The sequence below is a fragment of the Streptomyces sp. SudanB25_2051 genome (assembly GCF_964272635.1).
Taxonomy (GTDB): domain Bacteria; phylum Actinomycetota; class Actinomycetes; order Streptomycetales; family Streptomycetaceae; genus Streptomyces.
In genome coordinates this window covers 1,202,776-1,219,317 of record NZ_OZ186787.1, presented here as the reverse complement: position 1 = coordinate 1,219,317, position 16,542 = coordinate 1,202,776, and the positions used below count along the sequence as shown (strand labels likewise).

Here is a 16,542-nt window from a genome sequence, read left to right as displayed (position 1 = left end):
GGGGGTCAGCATGGCCGGGTTTCGCCAACGTGCTCCGGCAGGCGTGGACATCGCCATGGTCGCGCACCCCTCGGTGACTCTGTTCGTGGACCTGAGCGACGGAGACAGCCTGGTCTGCGACGCCCACGGTCGGCGCGAACGCGGCAGCACGGTCGCCGGGCTGGTCCCGGGCGACCTTCGGCTCGGGAGCCGGGCGGCAGGCGGGATCGAGTGCCTCCAGATCCGGTTGTCGCCGGCGCTGGCGGTTGCGGCGTTCGGCGCGTCGACCGACCTCAGCGGGACAGTGGTCTCCCTGGAGGACGTCTGGGGCCGCGACGCCGGAAGAACCGCGGAAAGGCTGCGGGCCGCCGCGTCGTGGGACGAGAGGTTCACGATCGCGGCGGACGCCCTCGGCCGACGGATGAGCGCCCGCCCGTCGCTCGATCCGGAGGTGGCCGCCGCCTGGTGGCTGATGCGCACCCGCCGGGGACGGGTGCGCATCGACAGCCTGGCGAACGAGGTGGGATGGAGCCGCAAGCGCCTGTGGTCCCGCTTCCGGTCCCAGATCGGCCTCACCCCCAAGCACGCCGCCCGGCTGGTGCGCTTCGACCACGCCGCCCATCTCCTCGCGGCGGGTAACGCCGCCGCCCGGGTGGCGGCCACAGGCGGCTACGTCGACCAGGCCCACCTCCACCGCGAGGTCAAGGCGTTCAGCGGGATGACACCCACCGCCGTGGCCGCTGCGCCGTGGCTCGCCATCGACGACATCGCGTGGCCGGGCTCGTTCGCGGACGACGGGTGGGCACCCGACACAGGGAACGGGCTCCCACAGGCCCTCAGCCCCCGTACGCCCCGCTCGCCGTCAGGCGCAGGGCCGTGTCGATCAGGGGCACGTGGCTGAACGCCTGCGGGAAGTTGCCGACCTGGCGCTGGAGGCGCGGGTCCCACTCCTCCGCCAGCAGGCCCAGGTCGTTGCGGAGCGCGAGGAGCTTCTCGAACAGCTTGCGGGCCTCGTCGACGCGGCCGATCATCGCCAGGTCGTCGGCCATCCAGAACGAGCACGCCAGGAACGCGCCCTCGTCGCCGGGCAGGCCGTCCACGCCCTCGTGGGAGCCCTGCGTCGGGTAGCGCAGGATGAAGCCGTCCTCCGTGGACAGCTCCCGCTGGATCGCCTCGATCGTGCCGATGACGCGCTTGTCGTCCGGCGGCAGGAAGCCCACCTGCGGGATCAGCAGCAGCGACGCGTCCAGCTCCTTGGAGCCGTACGACTGCGTGAACGTGTTGCGCTCCGGGTCGTAGCCCTTCTCGCACACGTCCCGGTGGATCTCGTCGCGCAGCTCCCGCCACCGCTCCAGCGGGCCGTCCGCGTCGCCCGACTCGATCAGCTTGATCGTGCGGTCCACGGCGACCCACGCCATGACCTTGGAGTGCACGAAGTGGCGGCGCGGGCCGCGCACCTCCCAGATGCCCTCGTCGGGCTCGTTCCAGTGCTTCTCCAGGTAGTTGATCAGCTTCAGCTGGAGCAGCGAGGCGTAGTCGTTGCGGGCCAGGCCCGTCATGTGGGCCAGGTGCAGGGCCTCGGTGACCTCGCCGTACACGTCGAGCTGGAGCTGCGCGGCGGCGCCGTTGCCGACGCGGACCGGGGCGGAGTTCTCGTAGCCGGGCAGCCAGTCCAGCTCCGCCTCGCCGAGCTCCCGCTCGCCCGCGATGCCGTACATGATCTGCAGGTTCTCCGGGTCGCCGGCGACCGCGCGCAGCAGCCACTCGCGCCAGGCGCGGGCCTCCTCGCGGTAGCCGGTGCGCAGCAGCGAGGAGAGGGTGATCGCGGCGTCCCTGAGCCAGGTGTAGCGGTAGTCCCAGTTGCGCACGCCGCCGATGTCCTCCGGCAGGGAGGTCGTCGGCGCGGCGACGATGCCGCCGGTCGGCGCGTACGTCAGGGCCTTCAGGGTGATCAGCGAGCGGATCACCGGCTCCCGGTAGGGGCCGCGGTAGGTGCAGTGGTCGACCCACTCGCGCCAGAACTCGGTGGTGGCCTCCAGCGCGCCCTCCGGGTCGGGCAGCGGCGGCTGCGGGTGGTGGGAGGGCTGCCAGCTGATGGTGAAGGCGACCCGATCGCCCGCGGCGATGGTGAAGTCGGAGTACGTGGTGAGTTCCTCGCCGTACGTCTCGCACGGCGTGTCGAGCCACACCGAGTCGGGCCCGGCGACGGCGACCGTGCGGTTGTCGACCTTGTGCACCCAGGGCACGATCCGGCCGTAGCTGAACCGCATCCGCAGCGTGGAGCGCATCTTCACCCGGCCGCTGACGCCCTCCACGATCCGCACCAGCTGCGGCGCGCCGTCGCGGGGCGGCATGAAGTCGGTGATCCGCACGGTGCCGCGCGGCGTGTCCCACTCGGATTCCAGGATGAGCGAGTCGCCGCGGTAGCGGCGGCGGTCGGCGGCCGGGGGCTCGGTGCCCTCCGGGTGCTGCGGGCCGATCCGCCAGAATCCGTGCTCCTCGGTCCCGAGGATTCCTGCGAAGACGGCATGCGAGTCGAAGCGGGGCAGGCACAGCCAGTCGGCCGTGCCGTCCCGGCAGACCAGGGCGGCGGTCTGCATGTCTCCGATGAGTGCGTAGTCCTCGATGCGCCCGGCCACGTGCAATCTCCAGTCGAACGGCCACGTTCGCCCCGCGGGGCGCTTACTGGGGTCAGGGTCAAGGATCGTTGACGCGAGGGGGTCCCGGGCGACGGGCGGGGTGGTGCCGTATGCGGGCCTGACTCGGCAACGGGTGTCCGAGCAGGATACGACGCGCCCGGGTCCTCTGGTGTGATCTTCGGTTAGAGGCGGGTGGTGCTCAGGAGCGGACCAGTGAGCGCGTACCCAGCTGTACGGATGCATGCCCCACACCTCGCGCGACGCGTGCCACACCCTCGCGTGCCCCCGTGTTCCGCACAGGGTCGCACAGAGGCACCCAGGATCACACAATGGCTGATTCCTGGTGGTTCCCTGGCCGGAACGCGGTCCCTCCCGGTCGCTGATACCCTGGTAGCCCGTGGACCGGTGGGCGCCGCAGAACCAATCGGCGGCCCCCGAACCGCAGCGACGGCACCCCCGGAGACCTCGGGTTTTCCCCTCGGACCGCTCCGGGCCGGACGCCGGTACGCACCTCCAGACCGCGACCACGGGAGCCCCCTCTTGGCCATGCCGCCCGCTGCTTTCCGAAACAGCACAGCCACGACGACCAAGCACATCTTCGTCACCGGGGGTGTAGCCAGCTCCCTCGGCAAGGGCCTGACCGCCTCCAGCCTGGGTGCGCTCCTCAAGGCGCGGGGCCTGCGGGTCACGATGCAGAAGCTCGACCCGTACCTCAACGTCGACCCCGGCACGATGAACCCGTTCCAGCACGGCGAGGTGTTCGTCACCAACGACGGCGCCGAGACCGACCTGGACATCGGCCACTACGAGCGCTTCCTCGACGTCGACCTCGACGGCTCCGCCAACGTCACCACCGGCCAGGTCTACTCCACGGTCATCGCCAAGGAGCGGCGCGGCGAGTACCTGGGCGACACCGTGCAGGTCATCCCGCACATCACCAACGAGATCAAGCACCGCATCCGGCGCATGGCCACCGACGACGTGGACGTCGTCATCACGGAGGTCGGCGGCACGGTCGGCGACATCGAGTCGCTGCCGTTCCTGGAGACCGTCCGCCAGGTCCGCCACGAGGTCGGCCGCGACAACGTCTTCGTGGTGCACATCTCCCTGCTCCCGTACATCGGCCCGTCCGGCGAGCTGAAGACCAAGCCGACCCAGCACAGCGTCGCCGCGCTGCGCAACATCGGCATCCAGCCCGACGCGATCGTGCTGCGCGCCGACCGCGACGTGCCGACCGCCATCAAGCGCAAGATCTCCCTGATGTGCGACGTGGACGAGGCCGCCGTCGTCGCCGCCATCGACGCCAAGTCGATCTACGACATCCCGAAGGTGCTGCACACCGAGGGCCTCGACGCGTACGTCGTGCGCAAGCTCGACCTGCCGTTCCGCGACGTGGACTGGACGGTCTGGGAGGACCTCCTCGACCGCGTCCACAACCCGGAGCACGAGGTCACGGTCGCCCTCGTCGGCAAGTACATCGACCTGCCCGACGCCTATCTGTCGGTGACCGAGGCCATGCGCGCCGGCGGCTTCGCCAACAAGGCCCGCGTCAAGGTCAAGTGGGTCACCTCCGACGATTGCAAGACCCAGGCGGGCGCCGCCCAGCAGCTCGGCGACGTCGACGCGATCGTCATCCCCGGCGGCTTCGGCGAGCGCGGCGTCAACGGCAAGGTCGGCGCCATCCAGTACGCCCGCGAGAACAAGATCCCGCTGCTCGGCCTCTGCCTCGGCCTGCAGTGCATCGTCATCGAGGCCGCGCGCAACCTCGCCGGCATCACCGACGCCAACTCCACCGAGTTCGACGCCGCCACCGCCCACCCGGTCATCTCGACCATGGAGGAGCAGCTCGCGTACGTCGAGGGCGCCGGCGACCTGGGCGGCACCATGCGGCTCGGCCTGTACCCGGCCAAGCTCGCCGAGGGCTCCATCGTCCGCGAGGTCTACGGCGACCAGCCGTACGTGGACGAGCGCCACCGCCACCGCTACGAGGTGAACAACGCCTACCGCGCCGAGCTGGAGAAGAAGGCGGGCATCGTCTTCTCCGGGACCTCCCCGGACAACAAGCTCGTCGAGTACGTCGAGTACCCGCGCGAGGTCCACCCCTACCTGGTGGCCACCCAGGCCCACCCGGAGCTGCGGTCCCGCCCGACGCGCCCGCACCCGCTGTTCGCCGGCCTGGTGAAGGCCGCCGTGGAGCGCCGGCAGGCGGCGAAGTCCGGCAAGTGACCGCGTAGCCGCAGGCGATACGGTTGACCGGGGTGCGGGTCCACGAGGACCCGCACCCCGGTTCGCGTATGGAGGAGGACGACCGTATGACCATCAAGGACACGCCGGCCGAGTGGCGGGTCACCGCGACCGAGACCCCGTTCCGGGGCAACAAGACCAGCGTCCGCACGGACGAGGTCGTCATGCCGGACGGGTCGGTCGTACGCCGCGACTACCAGGTCCACCCCGGCTCGGTCGCCGTGGTCGCCCTCGACGACGAGGACCGCGTCCTCGTGCTGAAGCAGTACCGCCACCCCGTGCGGCAGAAGCTGTGGGAGATCCCGGCCGGCCTGCTGGACGTGCCCGGTGAGAACCCGCTGCGCGCCGCTCAGCGGGAGCTGTACGAGGAGGCCCACGTCAAGGCGGAGGAGTGGAACGTCCTCACCGACGTCTACACCACGCCCGGCGGCTGCGACGAAGCCGTACGGATCTTCCTGGCGCGCGGGCTCTCGGAGGCCGACGGCGAGCGTTTCGAGGCCGCCGAGGAGGAGGCGGACATGGAGGTGGCCCGGGTGCCGCTGGCCGAGCTGGCGCGCGGCGTCCTCGCCGGGGACCTCCACAACAACTGCCTGGTCGTCGGCGTCCTGTCGGTGCTCGCCGCGCGGGCGGGCGACGGGTTCGACGCGCTGCGCCCGGCGGAGGCGCCGTGGCCGGCGCGGCCGTTCGCGTCCTGAGAGGTGTCGGGGCGGGGCGGCTCGGGCACGCGGGTCGCGGCCGGAGCTCGGACGCGGGTCCTCCGGGGTGTTTTTGTGACGATCGGTTGATCCGATCGAGCGATGTGCGGGCCGCGCTCCGCACGGAACGCCCCCGGCGCTGAACTACGCTCGGATCACCCGCTCGGAGACCCGGCGGGACGAGCACGTTGCGCAGGCGGACGGGAGCGTGACCCGTGACGGAGCAGGCCGTGAACACCGGTGACCCCGAGCGCCTCACACCCGGCCCGGCCGCCCCGGCCCGGCCGGCCGCCGAGTCCGGGCGCCCGGACCCCGCGGCGGAGGGCGGCGGGGGAAGCCCCGCGCTCCCCGTACCGCCCCCTGCCGCCGGCCCCCGCCGCGACGGCGGCCACCCGCGTGCGGACACCCCCGGCCGCGGCCACCCGGCGGCCCCCGCCGACGGCCCCGGCCCCGGCGGCCCGCGCCCGCACGGCCGCCCCGGCCCCGGCGACGCGCCGCGCGACGGCCGCCCCGGCTCGGGTGAGGGACCGCGCGACGGCCGCTCCGGCTCGGGTGAGGGACCGTGCGACGGCCGCTCCGGCTCGGGTGAGGGACCGCGCGACGGCCGCCCCGCGAGCGGTGACGCGCGGGACGGGCACGCCGGGCGGCATGGTGGAGCCGGTCGGGGGCAGGAGGCGGGGGAACAGGTGTTCTTCGGACGGGAGCGGGAGATCAAGGCGCTGCGGGCGGACATCTCGCGGGCCGGGCTGGACACGCTGGCCGGGCGCAAGGCGCCCCGCGCCCGTGTGCTGCTCATCGCCGGGCGCCCCGGATCCGGCCGCACCGCGCTCGCCGAGCGGCTGGTCGGGGACCTGGAGCGCGGCTACCGCGACGGCGTCCTGCGGGCCCGGCTCAGCGAACCGGGCGGCGACCCGGTGCCCGTCGAGCGCGTCGCTCGAGGGCTCCTCGCCGACCTCGGCCTCACCGCGCCCGCGGGCGCCGACGAGGACGACGTCAGCGCCCTGCTGCGGGCCACCCTCCGGGAGCGCCGCGCCCTGCTGCTCCTGGACGACGCCGCCGACGCCGAGCAGGTGGACGCCCTGCTGCCGGAGAACCCCGACTGCCTGGTCGTGGCCGTCGCGCACGGTCCGCTCACCGGCATCCCCGACGTACGCCCCTGCACGGTCGGCGGCCTCGACGTGAAGGCCGCCGTCGACCTGCTGGAGACGTACACCGGCTCGGTCCGGATCACCGTCGACCCGCAGGCCGCCGAGACGCTCACCGAGCTGTGCGCCGGCCAGCCCGCCGCGCTCCTCCTCGCCGGCGGATGGCTCGCCGCGCGCCCCACGGCGTCCGTCGCCGACCTCGCCAAGCGGCTGCGCGCCGTGCCCGACGAGGGCGGCCCCGCCGCGCTGCGCCCGCTCGCCCGCGCCTTCCGCCTGGCGTACGAGGCGCTGCCCGCGCCCGGCGCCCGCGCCCTGCGGCTGCTCGCGCTCGCCCCGCTGGGCAGCGCCGACCCGCAGACCCTGTCCGCGCTGGTCGGCTGCTCGGTGTCCACCGCCGCGTCGCTGCTCGACGGGTTCGTCGCGCTCGGATTCGTACGGCGGGCCCCGCACGGGCGGTACGAGGTGCCCGGCTGCCTGATGCCGTTCCTCCGGGAGCGGCTCGCGGCCGAGGACCGGGCCGCCGAGACGCAGCTGGCGCGCGCCCGGATGCTGGAGCGGACCGTGCGGCTCCTCCAGTCCTGCCGCGCGGTCACCGAACCGGAGGGCAGCCCCGCGCGCCGCCGCCTCGCCGGGCTGCCGCGCGCCCTGCGCTTCCCGAACCGGGAGGAGGCCGCCGACTGGCTGGACCGGCGGGAGCCCGCGCTGCTGGCGTGCGCGCGCCTCGCCGTGGCGGACGGCGAGCTGGACACCCTGGCCCGCCGGCTGATCGCCGCGCTGGTCCGGGCGCTCGCCGCGCACCGCGGCACCGAGGCCGCCGCGCCCGAGCTGTACGGGCTGCACGGGCTGGTCCTGGACGTCGCCGAGCGGCGCGGCCTGCACCGCGAGCGCGCCGCCGCCCTGCTGAACCTCGCCGACCTGGACGCCGGCACGGGCCGCACCCGCGACGCCCTGGCCCGCTACCGGGCCGCCCTGGACGCCGGGCGCCTGGCGAACGACCCGTACGCGACCGGCCGCGCGATGGAATCCGTCGGCGGCGCCTACCAGGAGCTGGGGGACTGGCAGCGGGCCGCCGACTGGTACGGGCGGGCCCTCGCGCAGCGCCTCGCGCGCGACGAGCGGGAGGACCAGGCGCGCCTGTACGGCAGGCTCGGCGCGGTCCACACCTACGCCGGCCGCTACGGCGAGGCGCTGCGCAACTGGCGTGCGGCGGCGGCCGGTTACCGCCGCCTCGGCGATGTGCCGGCCCACGCGAGGGCCTTGAGCGAGGCGGCGCGGGTGCAGGAGTACGCGGGGCGGCCGGAGGACTGCTTGCGCACCTGCGAGGAGGCCGTGGAATGGGCCCGCCGCGCCGGGGACGCGCGGCTCCACGCCGCGCTGCGGCTGCGGCTCGCGGACACGCTGGACCGGCTCGGCGACCCCGCTGCCGCCCGGCTGCACCGCGCCGCCGCCGAGCGGCTCCTCGAGTCGGGCGCCGCAGGTCAGGGGTGGGGCCAGCCCTCGCCCCCTACCTACGAAATCCGTAGTGGTTCTCAAAAAAATTAATGCTTTGTAAGGCTAGACAGAGGGAAGTCCTTCATTAGACTGGGTGCGCCGCGTTAACCGCGGTCTGCCCCGGTGTGTCCTGCAACACACGGGTATGTATCGCTGTAGAGCGCTTTGCCCCCTATACCCCTGATTCAAGGACCGTGATCGACGATGAAGGTCGGCATCCCCCGCGAGGTCAAGAACAACGAGTTCCGCGTCGCCATCACCCCGGCCGGTGTGCACGAGCTCGTCCGCAACGGCCATGAGGTCTTCGTCGAGCAGAACGCCGGTGTCGGCTCCTCGATCACGGACGACGAGTACGTGGCCGCAGGCGCGGCGACCCTGCCCACCGCGGACGAGGTCTGGGCCACCGCGGACCTGCTGCTGAAGGTCAAGGAACCCATCGCGGAGGAGTACCACCGCCTCCGCAAGGACCAGACCCTCTTCACCTACCTCCACCTCGCCGCGTCCCGCGAGTGCACCGACGCCCTGCTCGCGTCCGGCACCACCGCCATCGCGTACGAGACCGTCGAGACCGCGAACCGCGCGCTGCCGCTGCTCGCCCCGATGTCCGAGGTCGCGGGCCGCCTCGCCCCGCAGGTCGGCGCCTACCACCTGATGCGCGCGGCCGGCGGCCGCGGCGTCCTGCCCGGCGGCGTGCCCGGCGTCATCCCGGCCAAGGCCGTCGTCATCGGCGGCGGCGTCTCCGGCTGGAACGCCGCGCAGATCGCCATCGGCATGGGCTTCGAGGTCACCCTGCTCGACCGGGACATCAACAAGCTCCGCGAGGCCGACAAGATCTTCGGCACCAAGGTCAAGGCCGTCATGTCCAACTCCTTCGAGCTGGAGAAGGCCGTCCTGGAGGCCGACCTCGTCATCGGCGCCGTCCTCATCCCGGGCGCCAAGGCCCCGAAGCTGGTCACCAACGAGCTGGTGTCCCGGATGAAGGCCGGAAGTGTCCTTGTCGACATCGCGATCGACCAGGGCGGCTGCTTCGAGGACTCCCGTCCCACCACCCACGCCGAGCCGACCTTCCGGGTCCACGACTCGATCTTCTACTGCGTGGCCAACATGCCGGGCGCCGTCCCGAACACCTCCACCTACGCCCTGACCAACGCCACGCTGCCCTACATCGTGTCGCTGGCCAACAACGGCTGGGTCGAGGCGCTGCGCCGCGACGCCGCCCTCGCCAAGGGCCTCAACACGCACGACGGCAAGGTCGTGTACAAGGAGGTCGCCGAGGCGCACGGCCTCGAGCACGTGGAGCTGGCCTCCCTCATCGGCTGACGTCCGTTCACCCCCCGTCAACCGCCCGCTCACACAGGGCTTTCGGCCCGCGGGCGGTCAACGGGGGACGTCAACCTCACGCATCCGGCCGGACCTTGGCAGCGAGGTCCGGCCGGACGTGTGTCCGCTCGCACGCGCGTGTCGTTCAAGTCGCCTCGAACGTAACCCTTTAACCGATTCGCGCACCCGCGAAACGAAGGGATCGAGGCCCTCGCACCCTTGACAGAAAGGCGTTCGACCGCCGACACATCCCGCCGCGTCCGGCCGATTGTGTTGCTGCGGAGCGGTGACACGCCATAGAGTCGCCAACCGTCGGCATGGTGCCACGCTGACCTATCGATAAGTTTCCTGGTCACGTCCAAGGAGGTAAGACGACTTGTGAATGAGTCGACATTTACTCCCGGGGTCGCGCAACCAGGAACGCGGGCGGCGGGCCAGGGTGGTCCGTCGTCCGGACCCGAGGTCGTCGGTTCGGTCGCTGTCCGGACGTTCGCGACGCACCAGCACCTGACGACACCCCACACGATGAAGATGATGGACGGCCAACACGTGAACGCCATGGCCGGCAACGAGAGTGGCCGAGAGTCCACCCACTTCGCCGCCTACGACGAGCTGCCCGAGGGGCACTTCTACGACCCCGACGCCGAGTACGAGCCGGACCCCGAATACGCGGCCACCCTCGCGCCCGACGCCGCCCGGCAGCGCCGCGAGCGGATCGGCCCGACCGGCCGCCCCCTGCCGTACTTCCCGATCCCGGGCCCGCTCACCGAGCACGGGCCCGCGAAGATCATCGCGATGTGCAACCAGAAGGGCGGCGTCGGCAAGACCACGTCGACCATCAACCTCGGCGCCGCGCTCGCCGAGTACGGACGGCGGGTGCTCCTCGTCGACTTCGACCCGCAGGGCGCCCTCTCGGTGGGCCTCGGCGTCAATCCGATGGAGCTCGACCTCACCGTCTACAACCTGCTCATGGAGCGGGGCATGTCGGCCGACGAGGTCCTCCTGAAGACCGCCGTGCCCAACATGGACCTGCTGCCGAGCAACATCGACCTGTCGGCGGCCGAGGTGCAGCTCGTCAGCGAGGTCGCCCGCGAGTCCACCCTGCAGCGCGCCCTCAAGCCGCTGCTCCAGGACTACGACTACATCGTGATCGACTGCCAGCCGTCCCTCGGCCTGCTGACGGTGAACGCGCTGACCGCCGCCCACAAGGTGATAGTGCCGCTCGAGTGCGAGTTCTTCGCGCTCCGCGGGGTCGCGCTGCTCACGGAGACCATCGAGAAGGTCCAGGAGCGCCTCAACCCCGACCTCGAACTCGACGGCATCCTCGCCACGATGTACGACTCGCGCACCGTCCACAGCCGCGAGGTCCTCGCGCGCGTGGTCGAGGCGTTCGACGACCACGTCTACCACACGGTCATCGGCCGGACCGTCCGCTTCCCGGAGACCACCGTCGCCGGAGAGCCCATCACCACGTACGCGTCGAACTCGGTCGGCGCGGCCGCCTACCGCCAGCTCGCCAGGGAGGTGCTCGCCCGGTGTCACGCCGAGTGAGTCTGCCCGGAGCCGACGAGCTGTTCCGTACGACCGGGGGCACGGCGCTGCAGGCGTCCACGCCCCGACGCCAGCCCGCGGCGGAGGGCCCACGGGTCCCCGGGCAGGGCGGTGAGCAGGACCCGCCGGCCGAGGAGCACTCGGCTGCGGCGGCGGGGGAGGACGGGCCCGCGCGCCAGGCCCGCACCCGCGCGGTGGCCGACGAGCCGGAGACCGGTACGCCCTCCGGGGCGGCGCCCCGCGCCGCCGCGGCCGCGTCCGGGACGGCCCCCGCCACCCCGGCCGCCCGGCGCGGCCGGCGCTCCCCGAGCCGGCGGCCCAGCGGCCGCGAGCGCCACGACGAGAAGATCACCGTCTACGTCTCCGCCGAGGAGCTGATGGACCTGGAGCACGCGCGTCTCGTCCTGCGCGGCGAGCACGGGCTGGCCGTCGACCGCGGCCGCATCGTCCGCGAGGCCGTCGCCGTGGTCCTGGCCGACCTGGAGTCCCGCGGCGAGGCGAGCATCCTCGTACGGCGGCTCAGAGGCCGCTGAGCGGGTCCTCCTCGCGCGCGTAGCGCGCCGACGGGCCGGTGCGCCCGATAGCCTACGGGGCCGCCCTGTCCCGTTCGCCCGCCTTGGACCCCGATGCGCCCGCACCCTCCACGCCGCCGCCCGCTGGGCCCCGGCCCGGCCACGCCGCCCCCGCCGGGGCCCGTCGCGCCGCCGGGGCCCGCCGACCGGGAGGCCGTACCGGGCCCGGAGCCGGAGGCGCCGCACGCGCCCGGCGCGGGGCCGGGGCCCCGGCCCGCCGTCGCGGACCCCGCCCCGGAGCGGGACGCGCCGCCCGGGACCGGTGGGGGCGCGGGGCCGGACGCGCCGCCCGGGACCGGTGGGGGCGCGGGGGCGGATACGCCGAGCGGGACCGGCGGTGGCGGCGCGGGCCGCGACGCGTCCGGGGCGGAGCGGGAGGCTTCGGGGGACGGCCGGTTCACCGTGCGCCTGGCGAACTTCGAGGGCCCCTTCGACCTGCTGCTCCAGCTGATCGCCAAGCACAAGCTGGACGTCACCGAGGTGGCGCTCTCCAAGGTGACCGACGAGTTCATGGCGCACATCCGCGCCATGGGGCCGGACTGGGACCTGGACCAGACGACCGAGTTCCTGGTGGTCGCCGCCACGCTGCTGGACCTCAAGGCCGCCCGGCTGCTGCCCGCCGCCGAGGTGGAGGACGAGGCGGACCTCGCGCTGCTGGAGGCCCGCGACCTGCTGTTCGCCCGGCTCCTGCAGTACCGCGCGTACAAGCGGGTCGCCGAGCTGTTCGGCGCCCGCCTCGACGACGAGGGCCGCCGCCACCCCCGTACCGTCGGCCTGGAGCCGCACCACGCGGAGCTGCTGCCGGACGTGGTCCTCAGCATCGGGCCCGAGGGGTTCGCCAGGCTGGCGGTCAAGGCGCTGCGGCCCAAGCCGAGGCCGCAGGTGTACGTCGACCACGTCCACGCCCCGCTGGTCAGCGTCCGCGAGCAGGCGGCGATCGTGGTGGCGCTGCTGCGGGAGCGCGGCGAGGCCCGGTTCGGCGAGCTCGCGGCGGACGCGGCCGACACCCTCACCGTCGTCGCCCGCTTCCTCGCCCTGCTGGAGCTGTACCGGGACCGGGCGGTCGCCCTCGACCAGGAGGAACCGCTCGGGGAGCTGACCGTCCGCTGGACCGGCGGGGACGCCGACGCGGCGGTCGGCGACGAGTTCGACCGCGCCGGGGACGGTGACGGTGCCGGTGCCGGTGGCGGCGCCGGGAAGGAAGGGGAGCATACGTGAGCGACGCCCTGGAGCTGAGGCCCGCCCTGGAGGCGGTCCTCATGGTGGTGGACGAGCCGGCGACGGAGGAGCACCTCGCCAGGATTCTGGGCCGCACCCGCCGCGAGGTCGCCGACGCGCTTCGAGAGCTGGCCGACGAGTACGACGTCCAGCGGCGCGGCTTCGAGCTGCGCCAGGTCGCCGGCGGCTGGCGGTACTACACCCGCCCCGCGTACGCGGCCGCCGTGGAGGCCTTCGTCCTCGACGGCCGGCAGGCCCGCCTCACGCAGGCCGCGCTGGAGACGCTGGCGGTCGTCGCGTACCGGCAGCCGGTCAGCCGTTCACGGGTCTCGGCGGTGCGCGGGGTCAACTGCGACGGGGTCATGCGCACCCTCCTCCAGCGCGGTCTGGTGGAGGAGGCGGGCGCGGAACCCGAAACAGGTGCGATCCTGTACAGGACGACGAACTACTTCCTGGAGCGGATGGGCCTGCGCGGCCTGGACGAACTGCCGGAACTCGCGCCCCTCCTCCCCGAGGCGGCCGCGGTCGAGGCCGAGTCGCGGGAAGCGGTCCCGTCGTTCGATCCGGACCACCGGATCGACGAGGACGCAGACGACAAGACGGAACTTTGATGCGAAGCAGCAGCGGCAGGAACAGCAGCGGAAACAACGGCGGGAGCCGTGGTGGCAACAGCGGCGGCCGCGGCAGCAGCGGCGGCCGCGGCAACTACCGGGGTGCCGGTAACAGCCGCGACGACCGCCGGCAGGGCGGCGGCAACCCGCGCCGCCCCCGCCCCGAGGAGCGCAGCTACGACGTGGGCGGCGGCCCCGGCGAGGCCCCCAGGCGCGGACGGGGCGCGGCGGCCCGCGGCGGCGCCAAGGGCGGCCCCCGCCAGTCGCCCCAGCGCGGCGGCGGCCGCACGGCCCCGGCGCGCCCGCGCGAGCTGGACGCCCGGATCGAGGAGCGCAACCGCGAGCGGTACGCGGACAAGCCGCAGAAGTCCGTGCAGCCGGGCCAGGAGGGCGAGCGCCTGCAGAAGGTCCTCGCCCGCGCCGGGTACGGTTCGCGCCGCGCCTGCGAGGAGCTGATCGAGGACGCGCGCGTCGAGGTCAACGGCTCGATCGTGGTCGAGCAGGGGCTGCGCGTCGACCCGGAGAAGGACGAGATCAAGGTCGACGGGCTGACCGTCGCCACGCAGTCGTACCAGTTCTTCGCGCTGAACAAGCCGGCCGGTGTCGTCTCCACCATGGAGGACCCCGACGGCCGGCAGTGCCTGGGCGACTACGTCACCAACCGCGAGACGCGCCTCTTCCACGTGGGGCGGCTCGACACGGAGACCGAGGGCATCATCCTGCTCACCAACCACGGTGAGCTGGCCCACCGCCTCACGCACCCCAAGTACGGCGTGAAGAAGACCTATCTGGCCGCCATCACCGGGCCGCTCCCGCGCGAGGTGGGCAAGCGCCTCAAGGAGGGCATCCAGCTGGAGGACGGCTACGCCCGCGCCGACCACTTCCGGGTCGTCGAGCAGACCGGCAAGAACTACCTGGTCGAGGTCGTCCTCCACGAGGGCCGCAAGCACATCGTGCGCCGCATGCTCGCCGAGGCGGGCTTCCCCGTCGACAAGCTGGTCCGCACCGCCTTCGGCCCGATCCAGCTGGGCGACCAGAAGTCCGGGTGGCTGCGCCGCCTGACGAACACCGAGGTCGGCATGCTGATGAAGGAAGTCGGCCTGTAGGCATCCCCCTCCTGACGCGTCAGGGGAGATCCGTCCGAAGAAGCCCGCGGCACCCGGCCGCGGGCTTCTTCGCGCTTCCGGCGCGTGCTTCCCGGCGTGCGGGGTGTGCGGGGCCGCTTCGTGCTTGTGGCGGACCTCCGCGCCGGTTTATAGTCAAGGTGACTCTTAAGCGCCTTCCCCGGAGCGGCCATGCACGTCCAGCTGCCCGACGGCTACGACCCGCGGGCCTTCGAGCCCTTCGCCGTCACCGTCGACCTCGCCGTCTTCACGCTGCGTGAGAACCGGCTGCACGTCCTGCTCGTCCGGCGCGGCGAGGAGCCGTACCGGGACCGCTGGGCGCTCCCCGGCGGCTTCCTGCGGCCGCACGAGTCCGCCGGCGCAGCGGCCCGCCGCGAACTCGCCGAGGAGACCGGCCTGTCGGAGGAGACCGCCGCCCGCCTGCACCTGGAGCAGCTGCGCACCTACAGCGAGCCCGGCCGCGACCCCCGCATGCGGGTCGTCTCCGTCGCGTACACCGCGCTCGGCCCCGGCCTGCCCGAGCCGCGCGGCGGCGGCGACGCCTCCGACGCCCGCTGGGTCCCCTACGGCACACAGGGGCCGCTCGCCTTCGACCACGACGTGATCCTCGCCGACGCCCACGACCGCGTCGGCGCCAAGCTCGAGTACAGCGGCCTCGCCACCGCCTTCTGCCCGCCCGAGTTCACCCTCGGCGAGCTGCGGCAGGTCTACGAGGCCGTGTGGGGCGTCCCGCTGGACCGCCCCAACTTCCGGCGCAAGGTCCTTGCCACGCCCGGCTTCGTCCGGCCCGTGGAAGGCCCGCCGCGCCTCACCGGCGGACGGGGGAAACCGGCCGCGCTCTACCGGGCGGGCGACGCGACCGCCCTCCACCCACCCCTGCTGCGACCGGCGCGGCCGGAACGACGGGAGACCACCGCATGACCACCGACACCACCACCGCCCGCACCACGACCAAGCAGGCCGCCACCGGCGCGCTGATCGGCCTCGCCCTGGGCGACGCCATGGGCCTGCCCACCGAGTTCATCGACGTACCGAGGATCACCGGCTGGTACGGCCCCTGGCGGGAGCTTCCGCTGCCCGAGCCCGCCCGCGTCACCGACGACACGCAGATGACCCTCGCCGTCGGCCGGGCGCTGCGCACCGCCATGGACGACGGCCCCCTCGCCCCGCGCCGCTTCGCCGGACCGCTGCGCGAGGAGTACGTCGCCTGGGCCCGCTCGCCCGAGAACAACCGCGCCCCCGGCCGCACCTGCCTCGTGGCCTGCGGGCTGCTCGCCGCCGACGGGCCCTGGCAGGGCGCCAGCCAGACCGGCTCCAAGGGCTGCGGCGCCAACATGCGGGTCGCGCCCGTCGGCCTCGTACCCGGCCTCACCGACGAGCAGCGGGCCGGCGCCGCCCAGCTCCAGGCCGCGCTCACGCACGGGCACCCCACCGCGCTCGCCGCGTCCGACCTGACCGCCCACGCCGTGTACCTGCTGGCGCAGGGCGCCGAACCGCTCGGCCTGGTCGGGCTGCTGCGCTCGTACGCGTACGAGAACCGCTCCCGCTACCACGAGACATGGCTCGGCGACCTGTGGACCCGCGCCCACGACCCCTCGCCGGAGCACTACATCGAGCGCGGCTGGGACGAGTGCCTCGCCGTGCTCGAACGGGTCGCCGCCGCCCTGCGCACCGCTAACCCCGAGACCGACCCGTGCCTGCTCACCGGCGAGGGCTGGATCGCGGAGGAGGCGCTCGCCACCGCGCTGCTGTGCTTCCTGATGTTCCCGCAGGAGCCGCTCACCGCCCTGCGCCGGGCCGCCTGCACCAGCGGCGACTCCGACTCGATCGCCTGCCTCGCCGGTGCCTTCGCGGGGGCCCACCTCGGCGCGTCCGCCTGGCCGGAGGAGTGGGCGGAGCGCGTCGAATACCGCTCGGACCTCGTCACGCTGGGCGCGCTCTGGGATGCTTGAC

At 73.5% G+C, this 16,542-nt stretch carries 13 protein-coding genes; 12 read left to right on the top strand and 1 reads right to left on the bottom strand.

Annotated elements, in window-relative coordinates:
• Positions 1–10 precede the first annotated feature (10 nt).
• Positions 11–880: a helix-turn-helix domain-containing protein gene (locus tag ACSUPT_RS05395; RefSeq protein ID WP_436946171.1), complete on the top strand. Its 870-nt coding sequence runs from the start codon at positions 11–13 to the stop codon at positions 878–880.
• Here ACSUPT_RS05395 and ACSUPT_RS05390 read toward each other — a convergent pair.
• Entirely contained in the window at positions 816–2,618 is a 1,803-nt protein-coding gene (locus ACSUPT_RS05390) for a glycoside hydrolase family 15 protein (protein WP_351963208.1), read from the bottom strand. The two genes, ACSUPT_RS05395 and ACSUPT_RS05390, sit on opposite strands and share 65 nt — an antisense overlap.
• Positions 2,619–3,164: 546 nt before the next feature.
• Here ACSUPT_RS05390 and ACSUPT_RS05385 point away from each other — a divergent pair.
• From ACSUPT_RS05385 to ACSUPT_RS05335, 11 genes are all read left to right on the top strand, one after another.
• Positions 3,165–4,844 (top strand): CTP synthase, encoded by a 1,680-nt coding sequence (locus tag ACSUPT_RS05385; protein ID WP_361665165.1) that lies wholly within the window; start codon positions 3,165–3,167, stop codon positions 4,842–4,844.
• A gap of 86 nt (positions 4,845–4,930) precedes the next feature.
• Positions 4,931–5,557 (top strand): NUDIX domain-containing protein, encoded by a 627-nt coding sequence (locus ACSUPT_RS05380; RefSeq protein WP_436943551.1) that lies wholly within the window; start codon positions 4,931–4,933, stop codon positions 5,555–5,557.
• 686 nt (positions 5,558–6,243) lie between these two features.
• Complete coding sequence (locus ACSUPT_RS05375) at positions 6,244–8,244, top strand: tetratricopeptide repeat protein (RefSeq protein ID WP_399219049.1); 2,001 nt, start codon at positions 6,244–6,246, stop codon at positions 8,242–8,244.
• Positions 8,245–8,397: 153 nt separating this feature from the next.
• Positions 8,398–9,513, top strand: a complete 1,116-nt coding sequence (ald, locus tag ACSUPT_RS05370; protein WP_436943550.1) for an alanine dehydrogenase — start codon at positions 8,398–8,400, stop codon at positions 9,511–9,513.
• Positions 9,514–10,038: 525 nt separating this feature from the next.
• On the top strand, positions 10,039–11,064 hold the full coding sequence (locus tag ACSUPT_RS05365; protein ID WP_028964422.1) for a ParA family protein: 1,026 nt from the start codon (positions 10,039–10,041) through the stop codon (positions 11,062–11,064).
• Entirely contained in the window at positions 11,061–11,597 is a 537-nt protein-coding gene (locus ACSUPT_RS05360; RefSeq protein ID WP_351963203.1) for a hypothetical protein, read from the top strand. Before ACSUPT_RS05365 ends, ACSUPT_RS05360 begins: the two co-directional genes overlap by 4 nt.
• 93 nt (positions 11,598–11,690) lie before the next feature.
• A complete protein-coding gene (locus ACSUPT_RS05355; protein ID WP_436943549.1) occupies positions 11,691–12,854 on the top strand; it encodes a segregation and condensation protein A in 1,164 nt (387 codons plus the stop codon).
• A gap of 41 nt (positions 12,855–12,895) precedes the next feature.
• Positions 12,896–13,465, top strand: a complete 570-nt coding sequence (gene scpB / locus ACSUPT_RS05350) for an SMC-Scp complex subunit ScpB (RefSeq protein ID WP_399219195.1) — start codon at positions 12,896–12,898, stop codon at positions 13,463–13,465.
• On the top strand, positions 13,465–14,571 hold the full coding sequence (locus ACSUPT_RS05345; protein ID WP_351963200.1) for a pseudouridine synthase: 1,107 nt from the start codon (positions 13,465–13,467) through the stop codon (positions 14,569–14,571). Before scpB ends, ACSUPT_RS05345 begins: the two co-directional genes overlap by 1 nt.
• A gap of 189 nt (positions 14,572–14,760) precedes the next feature.
• Entirely contained in the window at positions 14,761–15,510 is a 750-nt protein-coding gene (locus ACSUPT_RS05340; RefSeq protein ID WP_351963199.1) for an NUDIX hydrolase, read from the top strand.
• Entirely contained in the window at positions 15,507–16,541 is a 1,035-nt protein-coding gene (locus ACSUPT_RS05335) for an ADP-ribosylglycohydrolase family protein (protein WP_436943548.1), read from the top strand. The genes ACSUPT_RS05340 and ACSUPT_RS05335 overlap by 4 nt, the downstream gene beginning before the upstream one ends.
• Position 16,542 lies beyond the last annotated feature (1 nt).